Origin of the sequence: Paraburkholderia humisilvae, assembly GCF_902859855.1 — a bacterium.
GTDB classification, from domain to species: Bacteria; Pseudomonadota; Gammaproteobacteria; order Burkholderiales; family Burkholderiaceae; genus Paraburkholderia; species Paraburkholderia humisilvae.
Map to the genome: position 1 here is coordinate 117,597 of NZ_CADIKH010000011.1, position 17,728 is coordinate 135,324.

Sequence of the window (17,728 nt, forward strand, 5' to 3'; positions counted from 1 at the left end):
GCCAACGGTCCGTGCTTTGCGGCATACGCATATACCCTGCCTTGCCACAGCCGTGCCTGCGTTCGCAGGCATGGATTTTTCTCAATTTTCAAAAAACGATCGTACTTCGAGTAGACTGAAGAGCGCATTCAGTAATTCAATAGAAAGCTTTACATCTTCGCCTCTACGATGCAGGGGCTTAATCGCGCCAGGAGCACGTCATACATGCACGCAGTCAGTCCCGTGGAAGACAGTACAGTCGAAACCCCAGTGGGAGTGCCGGTGCGCGATCTGCGCCGCGTCCACATTCACCCGGACTACTGGTATCCGCTTGCATGGTCGCATGAAGTGAAGCGTGGCAAGGCGCACGGCGTGCGCTTCGCGGGCGAGCCGATCGTGCTGGTGCGGACGGAGTCCGGCAACGTGTTCGCACTCGAAGACCGCTGCGCGCATCGGCAGGTGCCGCTGCACGGCGGGGTGGTCGACGGCGAAGCAATCCGCTGCTGTTATCACGGCTGGACCTACGACTGCACGGGCCGCTGCGTCGACGTGCCTTATCTCGGCCGCGAACGGTTGCCGAACGGCGTGCGCGCCTATCCTTGCCGCGAAGTCGAAGGGCTGATCTTCGTGTTTCCGGGCAATGCGGAACTCGCCGCGTCGACACCGCTGCCGCCGCTCGGTTCGGTCGCGAACCACGCTTACAAGACACGACGCTTCGGCCGCGAAGTCGCGTGCCACTACTCGTTCATGCACGAGAACCTGATGGACATGAACCATCAGTTTTTGCATCGCCGTCAGATGGGTCAGATGCGCGCGCGCTCGCTCGGGCGGCGCCGCGGCGACGACTGGGTCGAGGTCGATTACACGTTCTCGCGTGAAGCTGGCCAGCAGCCGATCGGCGAGGCGCTCGTGTTCGGCCAGAGCCGGCAAGGGCAGAAGCAGCACAAGGATGTGATGACCATCCGCACCCAGTACCCGTACCAGACGCTGCAGATCCGCACGTCGGATGGCACGCTGGTGATGGATCTGTGGATCATCTATGTGCCGCTCGATGCGGAACAGCGCACCAATCGCACATTCGGCCTGCTTTCGGTCAAGCGGCCAAAGCTCGGCGTTCTGCTCGATGTCGCGTGGCCGCTGCTTGTCTGGTTCACCGAGCGAATCTTCAAGGAAGACCGCTGGATCGTCGAGCGCGAGCAGGAGGCGCACGACGCCCAAGGTGCGGACTGGAATCACGAAGTCTTCCCGGTCATCAACGAACTGCGCGATCTGCTGCGCACTTGCGGTGCGCCGCCAACACGTCGCGTGGTGCCGATCGCACCGGAACCGGCGGCGCAGTCATGCATGAGCTGACCGGTACGCGGTCACGATGACGTGACCGCCTGGTTTGACCGGCTGTGGCATTCGCCGCAGCCGAATGGAGCGCGTTGCGTTATGCTGCCTCCAGAGTGCTCGCGGTCGATAGGCGGGCGCCCGCGCCGTCGACGCGTTGTCGATTGAGGAGGCCGCGTCATGTCCGAAGTGAGCGACGGGAATTCGACCGTTTCCGGCCTGGAGATTCTTTCGACGCGCACCTTCGACGCGCCGCGCGAACGCGTTTTCCTCGCATGGACGGACCCGGTTCATCTCGCTCGCTGGTGGGGCCCGAAGGGCTTCCGCAATACCTTTCAGGAGTTCGAACTCAGGTCGGGCGGCGCTTGGCGCTTCGTGATGCACGGACCGGACGGCGTCGATTACCGGAACCATAGCGTATTTCTCGAAATCACCGAACCGGAACGGATCGTGTTCGATCATATGTCCGGGCCACATTTCCGGGTGATTGCGACCTTCGATGAAGCCGGCGCGACAGTCGGCAATACGAAACTGACCTATCGGATGGTGTTCGAGACGGCGGCGGCGTGCGCACAAGTGAAGACGTTTGCGTTGAAGGCGAACGAGGAGAGCTTTGATCGCCTTGCGGCGGAGTTGAAGCAGATGGCGGCAGGCTGACGCCAATGGCGGTCCAGCCGCGTGCAACGCGCGCGAAATCAAAAGCTCCTGCGTTCCGTAAAACACAGGAGCTTTTTTGTTGCCGCCTCGTTTTGTTGCGGCCGCGACTAGCGACTAGCGACTACGCCGCAGCCGTAGCGGGTCGCGACGCGCGGTCAGAAGCGGTGGCGCAGACCGACCGTCGCCGCTGCCTGGTTCTGCGACGACGAGAGCAAGCTTGCGTTACCCGAGTAAATTCCCGCAGCGCCGATTTCGTCGCCCGTGGCGCGCTGATAGACAACTTGCGCATAGACGTCGGTACGCTTGGACAGCGCGTAGTCGGTTTGCACGCCGACCTGATGGATGTGGCCCACATTGGTCTTCTTGCCCGCGATACTGTAGTCGCCGTCCGTGTACGTATAGGCGATACCCGCGCTAAGTGCCGGCGTGAAATTGTACTTCGCGTTGATTTCGTAGTTGTTCAGGTGCGCGGACGAGCCGGGCGAATTCGCGAAGTTGTCCTGGCGCGTTTGCGTCCAGACGACGCCGACCAGCGCCGGGCCAAACGCGTAGCTCGCGCCGACACCGAACTGACGCTGGCGGAACCCGCCGACCGCATCGTTGATCGCGCTCATGTCCGGATCGGTCGTCGCGCCGTTCGACGTGGCACCCGGGTTGTTCTGCTGCGAGTATCCCGCTCCAATGCGCAGACCCGCGTACTGATAGGCCGCGCCGAGGCTGTATTCGCGGTTGTTCGCAAAGCTGCTCTGATTCGAAAAGCCATACGTGCCGCCGAACGTGAAGCCGCCGTAGTTCACGCTGGTGTACTTGATCGCGTTGTTGACCGGGAAGCCGCCGTTCGTGTTCAGGTTGTCGTTGTTGAACGGATGCGCGAAGTATGTGCCGCCCCAGCTGCCGGTTGCAGTAAGCGGTGCGACGTAGTCCTGCATCGAGTCCCACTGGCGGCCGAGCGTGACGGTGCCGTAGTCGCTCGCAAGGCCGACGAACGCCTGGCGGTTGAACAGCGAGCCATCGTTCGCGAGCTTGCCGTTGTTGATATCAAAACCGCTTTCGAGGGTAAAGACTGCCTTCAGTCCACCGCCCAGATCTTCGGACCCGCGCAGGCCCCAGCGGCTTTGATCGATACCACTGCTCACGGCGGCGCGCCCGCTGCCGTTGACGTTATTGGTATAGGTAAAGCCCGCGTCGATCAAGCCGTACAGCGTGACGCTGCTTTGTGCGTGAGCGAGCGGAACGAATGACGCGGCAACGGCCGCGACGATCATGGTCTTTTTCATCTGAGCTTCCTTCTGTGTTCGGTGGGGCGCGCATCGGCAGGCTGGAAAACCGGGACACGTGCATTCCCTACTGGGGAACGGCCGCAGTATAGGTAGGCTCACTAAATAATCTTCGTATAACAATTGGCAATTGATTTTTGCTGAACGAGAAATAAAACAGTGAATGGAATGTAGGCTTTTGTTTTAATTTATCTTGTTCGTCTCAAATAAAAGGCATTCTATTTTTGAGATTAAAACAACGTTGCCTTGATGGCAACGAGGATAAGATGGGGATGGATGATGGGTGGGATTTATCCCGAAATAAAAAGAAGTTTGTCGGTGGATTAATTTGTAAATTATCTTTATAGAATGCACAAATTTAAATTGATATAACTGAGACGCGTCCTAATTCGTTCAGATATAAAATGTCAGAAAAGAGGGAGAGACTATTGTCCCAATAAAGCACGTTATATTTATTTACGTTTCTTGTCGGACTCGTCATTCAGCCGGGTTGACGCTCCTTTGCGCACACGCGTTTGCCGCTCACCGCATCTGCTTGCTAGACTGCCGTCGCAAACTGAAAATCGGCCGTCGCCGGTGCGGCGGCATCCATTGCAGTGGACGTTTCAATCGGAGGTTCCATGGCTTACATGCTGCTCGTTGTCGAACCGATCGATCAGCGCGACGAACGCGGTGAAGTTGCCGGCCGCGCGGTCTTCGACGAAATGGTGCGCTACCGCGACTCGCTGAATGAGCGCGGCGTACTGATCTCGGCGGAATCGCTATCGACTGCGAAGAAGGGCAAGCGCCTGCAGGTGCGAGAAGGCAAGGCGCGCCTGGTTGACGGCCCATTCGCCGAAGCGAAGGAAATGATCGGCGGGTTCTTTCTGGTGGACTGCGAAACACAGGATGAAGCGGTTGCGCTTGCGGCCGAGTGCCCGGCCGCGCAGTGGTCCACGATCGAAGTGCGCAAGCTCGGACCTTGCTACGAGTAGGCTCGGGCGAGTACCCGGCCGCTTATCAGCCACTTCGCCAAGGGTTTCCCCTGGTGTGTGCGTGCCGCTTCGCCTGTCGATTCCGCAGGCGCTGGTTCGTCGTGCTGGCAAGGAGGCGCTGACCATTCCGTTTGCGCCTCCGGTGCCCATCCAACGGAGAAATATCAATGCGATTCATGATCATGGTGAAGGCGAACGCGGACAGCGAAGCCGGCAAGATGCCGGAAGAAGAATTGATCGCGGCGATGGCGGTCTATCACGAGGAACTCGCGAAGGCCGGCGTACTGCTCGATGCAAGCGGCCTTCAGCCGACCTCGAAGGGTTGGCGCATCCGCTACGAGGGCGGCCAGCGCAGGATTATCGATGGTCCGTTCGCCGAAACCAAGGAGCTGCTGGCCGGCTACACGCTGATCCAGGTGCGCTCGCGTGAAGAAGCGATGGAGTGGGCGCGGCGCTTCCCGGCGCCATTCGGTGAACATGCGGAAGGCGAGATCGAAGTGCGGCCGCTGTTCGGACTCGACGATTTCGAACCGAGCCCGTCGATGGACCGTTTTCGCAAGATCGAAGGCACCAATCACTGACACGAGGCGCACCATGCACAAGCAGATATTTCTGAACATCGCGGTCGACGATCTCGAGCGCTCGAAAGCGTTCTTCGCGAAGCTCGGCTTCACGTTCGAGCCGAAATTCACCGACCAGAACGCGGCGTGCATGATCGTCGGCGAAAACATCTTCACGATGTTGCTGACCAAGCCGTTCTTCAGCACCTTCACCAGCAAGCCGCTGATCGACGCGTCAAAAAGCACCGAAGCATTGATCTGTCTGTCGTGCGACAGCCGCGCCGAAGTCGACCATCTCGTCGCGAAAGCGGTCGCGGCAGGCGGCACGGCGCCGCGCAAGCCGCAGGACTACGGCTTCATGTACGGCCACGGCTTCGAAGATCTCGACGGCCACATTTGGGAACTCGCGTTTATGGACCCGAATGTGCCGATGCCGGATCACCCCGCGGCATCGGCCACACCGGCAGCCAATTGAAGGCGGCCGTGTCGACGGCCGCGACGCATCGTGCGATCGAGGCGGTGTGGCGGATCGAATCCGCAAAGGTCATCGCGCACGTCGCGCGGATCGTGCGCGACGTCGGCGTGGCCGAAGAACTCGCACAGGACGCGCTGGTCGCCGCGCTCGAGCACTGGCCCGCGGCCGGCGTGCCCGACAACCCGGGAGCGTGGCTGATGGCGACCGCAAAGAACCGCGCGCTCGACCGCTGGCGCCAGGAAGCACTGCACGCCAGAAAGCGCGAAGAGCTCGGCCACGACCTCGACGCGCTCGAGGCGCACCTGGTGCCCGATTTTGTCGATGCGCTCGACGCCGCGCGCGAAGACGATATCGGCGACGATCTTTTGCGGCTGGTGTTTACCGCGTGCCACCCGGTGCTGTCGACCGATGCGCGTGTTGCGCTGACGCTGCGCCTGCTGGGCGGCCTGACGACCGATGAGATCGCACGCGCGTTTCTTGTGCCCGAACCGACGATTGCTCAACGCATCGTGCGAGCGAAGCGCACCCTGTCCGCGGCGAAGGTGCCATTCGAAGTCCCGCAAGCCGATGAGCGCGCGGCGCGGCTCGCGTCGGTGCTCGAAGTGATCTATCTGATCTTCAACGAAGGCTATTCGGCAACGGCCGGCGACGACTGGATGCGCCCCGCGCTATGCGAGGAGGCGTTGCGGCTCGGCCGTGTTCTTGCCGGGCTCGTGCCCGACGAAAGCGAGGCGCACGGCCTGGTCGCATTGATGGAAATCCAGGCGTCGCGTCTTGCGGCACGCATCGACGCGCAAGGCAAGCCGGTGCTGCTGCTGGATCAGGACCGCAGCCGCTGGGACACGTTGCTGATCCGGCGCGGGTTGGCGGCGCTCGCTCGCGCCGAGTCGCTCGACGGAAGCAGCGGTCCCTATACGTTGCAAGCCGCGCTCGCTGCATGCCATGCACGCGCGCGCACGGCGGATGAAACCGACTGGGAGCGCATTGTCGCACTCTACGATGCGCTCGCGCAGATTGCGCCGTCGCCGGTAGTCGAACTTAACCGCGCGGTCGCGGTTGGCATGGCATTCGGGCCGGCTGCGGGCCTTGAGATCGTCGAGGCGCTCGACGCCGATTCCGCGCTCTCGAACTACCACTGGCTACCGAGCGTGCGTGGCGACCTGCTGGCGAAGCTCGGCCGACGCGACGAAGCGCGTGCCGAATTCGAACGCGCGGCCGCGATGACGCGCAATGCGCGCGAACGCGATCTGCTGCTTGAACGCGCGCAGCAAATGAGCCGTGACGCGCACTGAATCAAACCCGGCGTTGACGCGCCGCTGAGTCGCGCGGTGGCTTTGTATCGTCGTCCGGGGCGGTTCGATGACAATCGACAAATGGCGAATCGGTGTCGGTGCCCCCCGAGCGCAAGTTGGTGCGTGCGTCTTCGGCTAGCCGCTCATAGCGCTTACGAAAGCGCGTCAGATCCTTTTCATCCAGTTCTTCGAGATCCAGTAAAGCGTTGTGCGCACCCTCGAGCGCGCGGATCAATTCGTCGAGCTTGATCTGCATGGCGGCGGTGTCGCGATTCTGCGTGTTCTGGATCAGGAACACCATCAGAAACGTCACGATCGTCGTGGATGTATTAATGACCAACTGCCATGTGTCACTAAAGTGAAAAAGTGGCCCGCTCGCGCCCCACATGACGACCAGCAGCGCCGCAATCATGAACGTGCCCGGCTTGCCTGCCATCGTCGAAAGCGCGGTCGAGAGTCGTGAGAACCAGTTCTGGGTCACGAGATGTCCCCTTGTCGACAATATACGTTCGGACGCCAAATTGACGCGTCCCATCGGTGCTCTTGCACGACGCGTGCCGGGTCGGCCGTTGCGGTGCAGCAAGGCAGCGCCGCTTTGCCAGGAATGAGAAATTTCTCCTTGCGTATGTCGATATGACGGTGGCTTACTCGTCGTCGTGATGAAGCCACGATGTCCGGTGCAGCTTCGCCACCCCGTTAACCGTCGATAGACAGGAGCCACGACTATGTCCAAACCCGCCACGAGAACCATTCCCGAAGGCATGCATTCGCTGACCCCGCATATCGTCTGCGCCGGCGCCGCCGATGCAATCGAGTTTTACAAAAAAGCATTCAACGCGACCGAACAGGTTCGCATGCCGGGCCCCGGAGGCAAATTGATGCACGCGTCGCTGAAGATCGGCGATTCGACATTGATGCTTGTCGACGAAATGCCGGAGTGCGGCGGAGCAATTGGCCCGAAGGCACTGAAGGGCACGCCAGTGACGATCCACTTGTATGTGAACGATGTCGACGCAACGGTCGCGCAGGCGGTCAAGGCCGGCGCGAAAGTGACCATGCCCGTCGACGATATGTTCTGGGGCGACCGTTACGGTCAACTGGAAGACCCGTTCGGCCACCGCTGGTCGGTCGCCACTCACAAGGTCGATCTGACGCCCGAAGAAATGCAAGCTGCGATGCAGGAGATGATGAAGTCCCACTAGTCACCGGCACACCGCCGTTGCATCAATTCCCGTTTATCGGGCCGCGCACATCGCACGACGGCGCGCCACGCTGCCGCCGTGCGGGTTCACGGCCCGAACGGTTCGACCACGCAAGCAAGGAGTGTCGATGGACAGGATTGCAACATGTCTCTGGTTCGACGGCGAGGCGGAAGAGGCCGCGAAGTTCTACGTATCCGTCTTCGGCAATGGACGGATCACCGATGTGATGTATTACAACGAAGCCGTCCCGAGTAAGGCGGGCCGCGTGCTGACCGTCACGTTCGAGATCGAAGGGCGTGAGTTCATCGGTTTGAACGGCGGTCCGCAGTTCACGTTTACGCCGGCTATCTCGCTCTTCGTCAAATGCGAAACGCAAGTGGAAGTCGACACACTGTGGGACAAGCTGCTGGACGGCGGCACGCCGCAGCAATGTGGCTGGCTGACTGACCGTTTCGGCATGTCGTGGCAAATCGTCCCAACCGTGCTGCGCACGATGCTGCAGGACAAAGACCGCGTGAAGTCGAAGCGCGTCATGGAAGCGATGATGGGGATGGTGAAACTCGACATCCGCGCGCTCGAGAATGCCTACGCGGGCACATAACGCGCGGACAGGCTGAACACAGCCACGTTGAATACGCAACCTAAACCAAGGTTTGTTTGCCGCGCAGCATTTTCGACGCATAATCCAGTCAGTTGATCTGACGCGCCTCGGATAGTGCGCACTCGCATCGCGGGCCGGTGCCTTTGCGTTCCCATCCGTACCCATCGGCGGCGCATGACTGCGCGTTTGCCCGATGAAATCCCGCCATTCGAAGCATCGCATCGCCTATCGCATCGCTTATCGCATCGATCGGAAGAAAGCGGACGGCCCGTCCGTTTTCGCACCGGCCGACGCGCGGTACTTGTCCGCAGTTCTTTCCAACAGCACGGAGCTCATACGATGAATACGGTCACAACCAAAGACGGTGCGCATATCTTCTTCAAGGACTGGGGAAGCGGGAAGCCGATAGTCTTCTCGCATGGTTGGCCGCTCGATGCCGACGCGTGGGACCCGCAATTGCTGTTTTTTGTGCAGCACGGTTTTCGCGTGATCGCACATGACCGCCGCGGTCATGGCCGCTCGTCGCAGACGCCGACCGGCAACAATATGGATACATACGCGGACGATCTCGCGGCCGTGATCGAGCATCTCGACCTGAAAGAGGCCGTGCTAATCGGTCATTCCACGGGCGGTGGCGAAGTCGCGCATTATATTGGCCGTCATGGCACGAAGCGGGTTGCGAAAGCGGTGCTGATCGGCGCGGTGCCGCCGCTGATGCTGAAGACGGCGGCGAACCCGGGCGGATTGCCGATGGACGTATTCGATGGCATTCGCAAAGGCGTCGCGGAGAACCGCTCGCAGTTCTACAAGGACTTGGCGGTGCCATTCTTCGGCTATAACCGTCAGGGCGCGAAAGTATCGCAGGGCACGATCGACGAATTCTGGCGCCAGGGGATGCGCGGTGGCATCGTGGGCCAGTACGCGTGCATCAAGGAGTTCTCCGAAGTCGACTACACGCCTGATCTGCAGAAGATCGACGTGCCGACGCTGGTGCTTCACGGCGACGACGATCAGATCGTGCCGATCGATGCGGCAGGCCGGATGTCGGCGAAGATCGTGAAGAATGCGACGCTGAAAGTGGTCGCGGGCGCGCCGCACGGGATGTGCGCGACGCATGCGGATAAGATCAACGCGGATCTGCTCGAGTTCATCAAGGGCTGATCGCTCAGCGCAGCGCGGCGCTTGCGAGGCGCGGACTATGCCTCGCAAGCGCCGCCATGGTTCATTGCGTTATGCCAGCCGGGGAATCGTTCAACCGGCATCGGTGCGCACGCGTTGCGCGTCGACCAGATCGGCGAGCTTGCGCACCTGAATGCCGTCGGCTTTGAAGTTGGCCGGTTCGAGCCATGCGTTAAACGCTGCCCGAATGGCCGGCCATTCGCTGTCGATGATCGAATACCACGCGGTATCGCGATTACGCCCGCGATACACAATGGCCTGCCGGAAGATTCCTTCAAACGTAAAGCCGTAACGTAGTGCCGCGGCTCGCGACGGTGCATTGAGCGAATCGCACTTCCATTCGAAGCGGCGATAACCGAGCGTGTCGAACGCGTGCCACATCAACAGAAAAATCGCTTCGGTACCCGCACGGGTTTTCTGCAAAAGCGGCGAATAGGTCACCGAGCCGACTTCAATGACGCCATTTGGCGCGTCGATGCGCATCAGCGAGAGTGTGCCGACCGCCTTGCCGGTCGCAAGATCGATCACTGCGTAGTGAAACGGATCGGTTAAGTCAGCGATGCGCGTCACGTAGGCCCGGTATGCGTCGAGCGAGTCGAATGGCCCGACATTCAGGTACGTCCAGTCGCGCGCATCGGACGCACGGCAGTATGCGGCGTACAGCTCGTCCGCGTGCCGTTCGACATTCACGTGTTCAAGCCGGCAGTAGCGTCCGGTAAGTGGCGTGTCATCGGGCAGTTTCGCCTGATGCCAGTCGGGCACCGGTGTGCCGATCGCTTGACCGAATTCGTTGGTTCTCCGCTGCACGTTTTCGCTCCTCGATGGCGTCGGCGGTAAGACCGGCGCATGGGTTGTTTTGTGTCGTGACTGGAAGTATGCCTGTCGCGACCGATAGGACACAACGCAGGCAACAACACGAGCCACAACGAGCCAAACCGTGTCCAGCCAGCCTGAACACGTGGCGCAGCTTCACGCCGCGCCACGTGCCGATACAACATCGCGCTTAAAGCTGGATCATCCCGCCGTCGATCACAATCTCGGTGCCGACAATAAAGCCCGATTCCGGCGACGAAAGGTGCAGCACGGTCGCCGCAATTTCGCTCGAATAGCCAAAGCGGCCAAGCGGTATCTGGCTCGTGATCTGCGCTCGGGTGTCGTCATCGAAGCCGAGTTTGGTATGCAGCGGCGTGGTGACCGGCCCCGGGCTGATCACGTTGACGCGCACGCCACGCGGCAGCAGCTCAGCCGACAGCGTTTTCGCTAGCGAGATCAATGCGGCCTTGCTTGCCGCATACACGGACGACGACGGCATGCCGATGTGCGCATTGACCGAGCCATTCAACACGATGGACGCGCCCTTGTTGAGCAGCGGCGTCAACGCCTGAATCTGGAAGTACGGGCCTTTGACATTGATGTCAAAACTCTCGTCCCACATCGATTCCGGGACATCCGTGAACGCGGCGAATTGGGCGACGCCGGCATTGATGAACACCGCGTCGAGCCGAATGTCCGCGTCCGTGAGCCGTTGCGCGAGTTCGCGCGCCGCGGCGGCCGAGCCGGCGTCATTGCGGATCGCCAATGCCGATTTGCCGAGCGTCGCGGCCGCTGTGGCGAGCGCAGTTTCATCGCGGCCTGTGATGATGACGCGCGCGCCTTCCGCTGCGAAAGCTTGCGCAGTGACGAGTCCCATACCGCCGTTGCCGCCGGTGACGAGTACGGTCTTACCTTCAAAGCGATTCATGACGTTCTCCTATGAACGTGGGTTCGGTATGAAGGGAATTCTGGTCTCGCCGATGACGAATGACGTACGAACGACTTGGCCTTGTTGTTCGATTAAATTGGACATGTTTGTGCGCACGGCAATGCCGGCCACAAACAGCGCGCCTGCGCCGAAAGGCATCCATTCCACACGTACAATGCATACTGTCAGCTGTTGTGTGGCACCCGTCATGACCGACGAACCGAGAGAGGGACGATATGGAAATTGATCCGACCGAGTGGTTTCCGTTAGACGAATACAAGCCGGCGCGCGAGGGATGGTACGAAGTGCAACTGGTGAGCGGTGACACGGCGTTCGCGCGCTTTATCGAAGGCGAGTGGACCGAAAAGCCGCCGCTCGTATTCACGCACTGGCGCGGCCTGAGCAAGGACCCGGCGCAATCCGGCGAGACCGAGAGCATCGGCGCCGAAGTGGCGGCGGCGGAGGGTGTGCGGGCGGTCTGGAATGCGTTCTTCCCGGGCGCCGGCAGCGACGCGCACAAGCCGCTCGAAACCGGTCCGCATGAGGAACCCACCAACGGTCCTCATTGATCGGTGCGGTGCCGCGGGCTGCGTGATGTGCGCGGCCCGCCTTTCGCCTGTGGCACCCCACCGTGGCTGGCTCCCGCGTTTTGTTGCACTGCGGTGTGCAAGCTTTCAGCGCCGACATTGCTCGCGCCGTTACCTTCGTAGTCACGCCTTCCGCGGTAGCCAGATTTCGACACGTGCATCGCGATGCGCGAACACTACATTGACTGGAATCCGATCGAGGCATCCGGCAAGGTGCACGTCGGGGCGAAAGGCGTCAGCGTCCACTTGACCTCGCTCATTTCTCCGCTCAGGTTTTCCTAGAATTGTCACTGGAATTAAGTTACGTCCCATAAGCGGGCGAATCAATTAGGAAAGCTGACTTTATCAATCAATGACTTGTGGTATTGTTGCGCGCGTTTGATGTGCGCGTAGCACGGGGAGCCCGTTCGTTTAACCGGGTGTTCACGATCATATATTCAGTAGAACAAATCAAGAGAATTAGGATGGCGGAATCCGATCGTCTATCAGGTTTGATAACGGGCCGGCAGTCGGCCCACATGGAAATCCTGACGCGTCATATGAACGACAGGGCATCGGACGATGAACGACGCAAGTCGCGACCTGTGCCCGTAGTGTCGGTAGTCGAATGGGAAGTTCGCGAGGAAGTGTGCGAGCCGTACAGGATCAAGGCAATGGTTTCGACTTCGGGACCGGTGTCGCGCAAGGACGTTCTCGGCCAGTGGGCGAAGTTCTCGTTCCAGACCGAGGAAGGCATACCGGTCCGTGAATTCCGCGGTTTCGTTACACGCTTCCACTCGGTGTCTCGCTCACCGGATGGGTGCACCTACCTCGTCGTAATAGGCCAGCGACTGGCGGCGCTCGACGGCCCGAGCAACTGTGCCACGTACCAGAACAAGTCATCTCCCGAGATCATCCAGGAAGTCATCGAGCGCAACAACATGCGCCCGTGGCTACAGGTGGAGCTGCGTCTGCGGCGGCAGCATCCAAAGCATGCGTTCCGCTTCCAGTACAACATGGGTGACCTCGCCTATTGCAGGCTCGAAATGGAGCAGGATGGCCTATTCTGGTTCACGGAGGAAGGCAGGCACGGCGAGGTACTCGTGATTGCCGACGACATCGACGGCTACACGCGGCCCGCCATCGGATTGCCGGATCGCCCTGCATCGGGTCTTCTGACATTTGACGAATCAGTCTATTCGCTCAAGCTCAGAACGCGTGCGGTGCCGGACTCGTTCATCGTGGCCGACTACAACCCCGAGAAGGCCTTTACCCTGTATCGCGCCGAGGGCCGTGCGCGTGACGAGTTCAGCATCGACGACGACCAGACGATGCGGGGCACGCCCTATGTGTGGGGCACGCAGCACGGGGACGAGGCTGGCGCGAAGCGCGAAGCGCTATTGCGGCATGAGGCGGCGCGTGCACAACAGGTTACGTGCAAGGCGAAGTCCACGATGCCCGCGATCCGCCCCGGCAGCATCGTGAAGGTGGACACGATGGACGCCTATGCGCCGGAGGAAAGGCCGGGCCTTGACGCGAAGGAAGGGGTGTTCGTTTTCAGGGTCGTTCACCGAGGCGCGCGTAACCAGAATTACCGCAACACGTTCCGTGCGATTCCGGCGAACCGTCCGTATCGCATGCCGATCGATGAGTCGAAGTGGCCGCGGGTTCACACGCTGGGCTTCACGGTTACGTCCCCGGACCAATACACCTACCCCTACCTGGACGCGGAAGGGCGCATTGTCGTGCGCTTCCACTGCGACTTCGGCACGTGGCCCAAAGGCGGCGAGAGCGTGCCGCTTCGCATGGCGAAGCCCTTCGCCAGCCGCGACCGTTCGGGCTTGAACATGCCGCCCGTGGACGGTGACCACGGCGTGGCGGGCTTCTATGAGGGCAACCCGAACAAGCCGTTCGCGCTGGCGTTTCTGCCGAATTCCGAGAATCCGGACCTCATCAACAGTTCGCGGCGGCGCATCTCGCGCAGCGAAATCCGCACGCGTGGCGGCAACAAGCTGTGGTTTGACGACTTTGAGGATCAGCGCGGCATCGAACTGAGCACCGAGGAAGCGGGCCGCTCACAGCTCAACCTGGGCTTCATTCCCGACCGTGAGCTGAAGGAGCGCGGCACCGGGGCAGAGTTGCGCACGGCGGGTCATCTGGTTGATCGGGGCGGCGCGGGCGTGATGGTCACGGCGTACAACCAGGCGGGCGGCAGCGGCAAGGTGCTCGCCATGGACGAGACGGATGCGCAGTTTAAGGATCACCAGGCGCTCAGCAAGTCACTTGCAGAGTCCGCCGATGCGTCGAAGGCGACGCCCGCCGACCTGGCCGCACAGCAGGCGATCAACGACGGCCTGCACGAACTGAAAAGGCCCGGTGTGCTCGTTACCGGCCCCGGCCCTGTAGGCATCGCGTCGGGCGACGGCGTGCATGTGGCCGCCGACGGCTCGCTCATCGCGACCACGAAGAAGGGGATGCACTTCAGCACGCTCAAGCGGTTCACCGCTGCGGCGCGCGATCTGATGTCGGTCTTCTCGCAGAAGGGCATGAGCCTCATCACGGCAGCGGGCGACTTCGTTGCCCAGGCCCAACGTGGCCGCATGCAGCTTGCCTCGCACGGTGACATGACGGTGGAGACGGTGGAGGGCGTGCTGCACGTGAAGTCTCCCAGGGAGATCGTGCTGAACGCGGGCGGTTCATATATTCGCATCGCACCTGACGGGATCGAGTTCGGCTCACGTGGCGGGGCGCTGTTCAGGACAGGTGGCCTGAAAAAGATTGGCCCCGCACAGATGGACTTAGGTGGTGCGGCGTTCTCACCGACGCTCGTGCCGTTCACGACGGACTGCGAGGTATGGCGCTCCAATGCGAACTTCATCCGGGAGATCGCACCCGCACCGGGTACGGCGCAGTGGGCGGGCATGGTCAATACGGGGGCGGCGGCGCCTGCTCCGTCGATGGAAGCAGGGTCGATGGTGTCGGCCGGTGGTGGTGTGTCGAGTGATGGGGGGAATCCGTGGGGCGCGGGCGTGCCGCAGCCGGGAAGAAACACGCTGGTCGAGAAAGGACGTGGCGCTCTGGTGGTGAACGACCCACATAATGCGCCAACTGAGGGGCCAACAGGGAATCCGGACCCGATCAAGCTCGAAAGCCCTGCACCATGTAACTGGCAGCTTTCGGATTTCGCGGCGTCGGCAACGATGCAGCGGGAGACGCCTGCGTACCAGAAATACGGATGGACACGAACCGAACGGCTTATGAAGGACGGACAGCCGGAAATGTGTTCAGGTACGGCTACTACAACGTGTCATTTTTCTTACGACTCGCAGGGCAAGACGCTTACGGCAAAGGTCGTTACCGTGTTAGTCCCCCGACTGCTGGTGAAAATTGATCCGGTAAGTAAAGAGCCATTGCGCGATGAGAACGGAGATTATGTCGTCGCGCAATATGAGACTTTTAAGAATGGAGCTAATTCTAAGAAGCCATTCGCGGCATTCAATTTGCAGCGGATCGATCGTGATCCTGCGCAGGTTGACGCTTCGACATACAGGAACATGATTGAGAAGACGTTAAATCAGGGGAATTATAAACTGATTCTCGATGGATGCCAGAAAGGTGGTGCTTGCGGTTGTCGTGTTTCGGTGAAATTCTGTGTGGATATACATGTCGTGCGCGAAGCGGATGCGCCGGCACTTAATCCGAATATTATTATTAATCTGTTTCCGACTACCGAGCGGGCGGATGCTAACAATTGGCCGGAGTGGGAATATGATCTCGATAATACTGGTAGTGGAAAAATAAAGAAAGTAACTCAGATCAAGGCACATGAAACGGGACATTTATTTAATTTTCCTGATGAATATTGGATGCAGGGTGGGTTCGTGCATTCGATTTATGTTAAGGACAGCTTGAACATCGATTTTGCACTGGCCGACAGAAACACGGCGACTAACAAGATTTGGATAATTGATACTGAAACCAATCTCATGGGTGGAGGTGCCCTTAACCCTGTCGCAACCATTCCGCCCTATTATCTTGAGTATATTCGCAGATGGTTTTCGGCACATACCAATAAACTCTGGAGAGTCGGCTATGAAGCTGCCGCGTTATCTCGTGCCAATAAGCAGACTGGCAGGAAATGAATGGAAAGTTGCGCGATTATTAAGGGCTGTATTTCTTTTGACAATGGTATTGACAAACAGGGAGCGTGCAATGGCTGATTCTGCGAACAACGGTGCTCTGCATCCTGGGGCATTTTCACTATCGTGGTCCGGTGGTCTTGAATATGGTTCAAGGGAATTGAGTTTCGATGGGGAAGGGAAATTTTATTTTGCCAAAGGAGATACTATCAACGACGACACGCAGACGGGCGTGGGGGTTTTTGTCCTGAATCTTCAAAAATCTGATTTGCATGAATTGAGAACTGTTGCGCAGAATTTGTGTGATAAAGATATTCAAGGTGGTGGTCCCGAGACCGTGGACCCTCCCTCCACATTTAGCGTTGTATGCCTTGATGAAGGTGGGAAAGCCGTTCGCCGCAGTGGTTCCATGCAATTAATTCCTGAACGATTTAATCGAAGTATTTTTGATGTCCCGTTTAAGTTGTCAGAAAGAGCATGGAGCGAAGGTAGTAAGATCATCAAACTTGATTTCGAGACTTCAGCTGTGGAGTATAAGAGTGGCCATTACATTGTTGCCGTGAGATTTATAAATTCTGGCACTCGATGGGTAAAATTTAAAACGCCCGACCAGTGGGGAGGAACTACTGTTAGCGGACGGTTGGGGGTAGGCGCAGTCAACAAGGTTGAGTTGGATGGTGAAAAGAAAAAAGTAGAAGGATCTTGGGCTTTCGGATTGAATAATGCAAATCTAATAAACCGGAAGGAATTTGAGGATGGATTTGTGGTTTTGAAGGCGGGCGATAGTAAGACCCTGAAATTCCAAGTGATGCCTGACTATAAGGCTCTTAAGGGAATTTACGATTTTTCGGGAATTGCATTTATGAGAATTGAGTACGAAGGTCATGGGTGGGGTCTTGCGACTAACGTGGACTTGAAACCTATCAAAACCCGCATCAAGATCGACCGCGACTACCCATCGACGCCTGAAGAGCGCGAGCAGTGGGAGCAGACCCACCGCACGAGCATGTTGCGGCGCCCAGTCAAGCCTGGCGAGACCTTCGTCGAGGATGGCCTCTATCGCGCGGTGCGGCTTATCCCCGATACGAACTATCGCGGCTTGTACTTGAAGCCATTCAAGGCCGGACAGGTCGCCTCGATCGAAGACGTGAGGATGCCGATGGAATCGCTTAATGGCGTCAACATCGACGGCCCTGTGCAGTGGATATGGGAAGCGAGCGCGCCTACGCCCGTCAAACAGTGGTCATTTGACATCATCGAAGACACCGCGCAGTTCTGCAAACCCGGTGTGACCTGCCCGCGCAGCGGGCGCTGGGTGCCGCGCGTGTCGGTCAGTTCCGGGTTTGGTCCACCGGAATATCAGTATCAGCTTGCAGGCATCGTCACGCGTCGTCGGGGTGAGACGATGCCGCCAGTCGACGGCAAATACGCGGAATGGGAATGGCTAGGGGCCGCCCATGGCTGAACGTTCCTGCATTCTCCGCCTCGACCGGACCACGGCGCAGGGCACCGTGCTCGATGGCATCGAGGACACTGGTGTGAATGATCGAGGCATGAGCTACCTCGGGGCACGGGTGCAGTGCCCCGTCTGTGGCTCTATCGGGCACATCGTTGCGAATGGCCCGCGTTCAGAAGATGACGCCGTGGACGGCAAGCTGCCCGCACTGGAGGGCGACTTCTGCCGCTGCCAGTGTTCCCCAATGCCACAGTTGATTGCCTCGCAGCGCGACTGGACTTACGAAAATTGACAAGGG

Annotated in this window: 17 protein-coding genes; 13 read left to right on the forward strand and 4 right to left on the reverse strand. The window is 59.5% G+C overall.

Annotation, left to right across the window (positions count from 1 at the left end; all coding sequences use genetic code 11):
* The first annotated feature begins 204 nt into the window (after positions 1 to 204).
* Complete coding sequence (locus HV796_RS13790; RefSeq protein ID WP_175227058.1) at positions 205 to 1,332, forward strand: aromatic ring-hydroxylating oxygenase subunit alpha; 1,128 nt, start codon at positions 205 to 207, stop codon at positions 1,330 to 1,332.
* A 159-nt stretch (positions 1,333 to 1,491) separates the two neighbouring features.
* The gene (locus HV796_RS13795; RefSeq protein WP_175227059.1) at positions 1,492 to 1,968 is read left to right on the forward strand and encodes an SRPBCC family protein; all 477 of its coding nucleotides are present in this window, start codon (positions 1,492 to 1,494) and stop codon (positions 1,966 to 1,968) included.
* 155 nt (positions 1,969 to 2,123) lie between these two features.
* On the opposite strand, the gene HV796_RS13800 is transcribed toward HV796_RS13795, so the two are convergent.
* Positions 2,124 to 3,245 (reverse strand): porin, encoded by a 1,122-nt coding sequence (locus HV796_RS13800; protein ID WP_175227060.1) that lies wholly within the window; start codon positions 3,243 to 3,245, stop codon positions 2,124 to 2,126.
* A gap of 620 nt (positions 3,246 to 3,865) precedes the next feature.
* Here HV796_RS13800 and HV796_RS13805 point away from each other — a divergent pair.
* The 4 genes from HV796_RS13805 (at position 3,866) to HV796_RS13820 (ending at position 6,546) form a co-directional block, all read left to right on the forward strand.
* Entirely contained in the window at positions 3,866 to 4,219 is a 354-nt protein-coding gene (locus HV796_RS13805; protein WP_175227061.1) for a YciI family protein, read from the forward strand.
* A 167-nt stretch (positions 4,220 to 4,386) separates the two neighbouring features.
* Positions 4,387 to 4,800: a YciI family protein gene (locus HV796_RS13810; RefSeq protein WP_175227062.1), complete on the forward strand. Its 414-nt coding sequence runs from the start codon at positions 4,387 to 4,389 to the stop codon at positions 4,798 to 4,800.
* Between the two features lie 13 nt (positions 4,801 to 4,813).
* Positions 4,814 to 5,254: a VOC family protein gene (locus HV796_RS13815; protein ID WP_175227063.1), complete on the forward strand. Its 441-nt coding sequence runs from the start codon at positions 4,814 to 4,816 to the stop codon at positions 5,252 to 5,254.
* 8 nt (positions 5,255 to 5,262) lie between these two features.
* Positions 5,263 to 6,546 (forward strand): RNA polymerase sigma factor, encoded by a 1,284-nt coding sequence (locus tag HV796_RS13820; RefSeq protein WP_175227064.1) that lies wholly within the window; start codon positions 5,263 to 5,265, stop codon positions 6,544 to 6,546.
* 1 nt (position 6,547) lies between these two features.
* Here HV796_RS13820 and HV796_RS13825 read toward each other — a convergent pair whose 3' ends face one another.
* Complete coding sequence (locus tag HV796_RS13825) at positions 6,548 to 7,027, reverse strand: low affinity iron permease family protein (protein ID WP_246355851.1); 480 nt, start codon at positions 7,025 to 7,027, stop codon at positions 6,548 to 6,550.
* 244 nt (positions 7,028 to 7,271) lie between these two features.
* Here HV796_RS13825 and HV796_RS13830 point away from each other — a divergent pair, with 244 nt between their 5' ends.
* The 3 genes from HV796_RS13830 to HV796_RS13840 all read left to right on the forward strand — a co-directional run bounded on the left by HV796_RS13830 (position 7,272) and on the right by HV796_RS13840 (position 9,510).
* The gene (locus HV796_RS13830) at positions 7,272 to 7,748 is read left to right on the forward strand and encodes a VOC family protein (protein WP_175227065.1); all 477 of its coding nucleotides are present in this window, start codon (positions 7,272 to 7,274) and stop codon (positions 7,746 to 7,748) included.
* Between the two features lie 127 nt (positions 7,749 to 7,875).
* Positions 7,876 to 8,349 carry a VOC family protein gene (locus HV796_RS13835; protein ID WP_175227066.1) on the forward strand — a complete coding sequence of 158 codons (474 nt, stop codon included), beginning with the start codon at positions 7,876 to 7,878 and terminating at the stop codon, positions 8,347 to 8,349.
* A gap of 339 nt (positions 8,350 to 8,688) precedes the next feature.
* Complete coding sequence (locus HV796_RS13840) at positions 8,689 to 9,510, forward strand: alpha/beta fold hydrolase (RefSeq protein ID WP_175227067.1); 822 nt, start codon at positions 8,689 to 8,691, stop codon at positions 9,508 to 9,510.
* A 90-nt stretch (positions 9,511 to 9,600) separates the two neighbouring features.
* On the opposite strand, the gene HV796_RS13845 is transcribed toward HV796_RS13840, so the two are convergent.
* Both HV796_RS13845 and HV796_RS13850 read right to left on the reverse strand, forming a co-directional pair.
* A complete protein-coding gene (locus HV796_RS13845) occupies positions 9,601 to 10,335 on the reverse strand; it encodes a GNAT family N-acetyltransferase (protein ID WP_175227068.1) in 735 nt (244 codons plus the stop codon).
* Between the two features lie 196 nt (positions 10,336 to 10,531).
* Entirely contained in the window at positions 10,532 to 11,269 is a 738-nt protein-coding gene (locus HV796_RS13850; protein ID WP_175227069.1) for an SDR family oxidoreductase, read from the reverse strand.
* A 236-nt stretch (positions 11,270 to 11,505) separates the two neighbouring features.
* On the opposite strand from HV796_RS13850, the gene HV796_RS13855 reads away from it, so the two are divergent.
* The 4 genes from HV796_RS13855 (at position 11,506) to HV796_RS13870 (ending at position 17,722) form a co-directional block, all read left to right on the forward strand.
* Complete coding sequence (locus HV796_RS13855; protein WP_175227070.1) at positions 11,506 to 11,838, forward strand: hypothetical protein; 333 nt, start codon at positions 11,506 to 11,508, stop codon at positions 11,836 to 11,838.
* Between the two features lie 536 nt (positions 11,839 to 12,374).
* The gene (locus HV796_RS13860; RefSeq protein WP_175227071.1) at positions 12,375 to 15,977 is read left to right on the forward strand and encodes a type VI secretion system Vgr family protein; all 3,603 of its coding nucleotides are present in this window, start codon (positions 12,375 to 12,377) and stop codon (positions 15,975 to 15,977) included.
* Complete coding sequence (locus HV796_RS13865; RefSeq protein ID WP_175227072.1) at positions 15,928 to 17,439, forward strand: hypothetical protein; 1,512 nt, start codon at positions 15,928 to 15,930, stop codon at positions 17,437 to 17,439. The genes HV796_RS13860 and HV796_RS13865 overlap by 50 nt, the downstream gene beginning before the upstream one ends.
* Positions 17,432 to 17,722 carry a PAAR domain-containing protein gene (locus HV796_RS13870; protein WP_175227073.1) on the forward strand — a complete coding sequence of 97 codons (291 nt, stop codon included), beginning with the start codon at positions 17,432 to 17,434 and terminating at the stop codon, positions 17,720 to 17,722. The genes HV796_RS13865 and HV796_RS13870 overlap by 8 nt, the downstream gene beginning before the upstream one ends.
* The last annotated feature ends 6 nt before the right edge of the window (positions 17,723 to 17,728 follow it).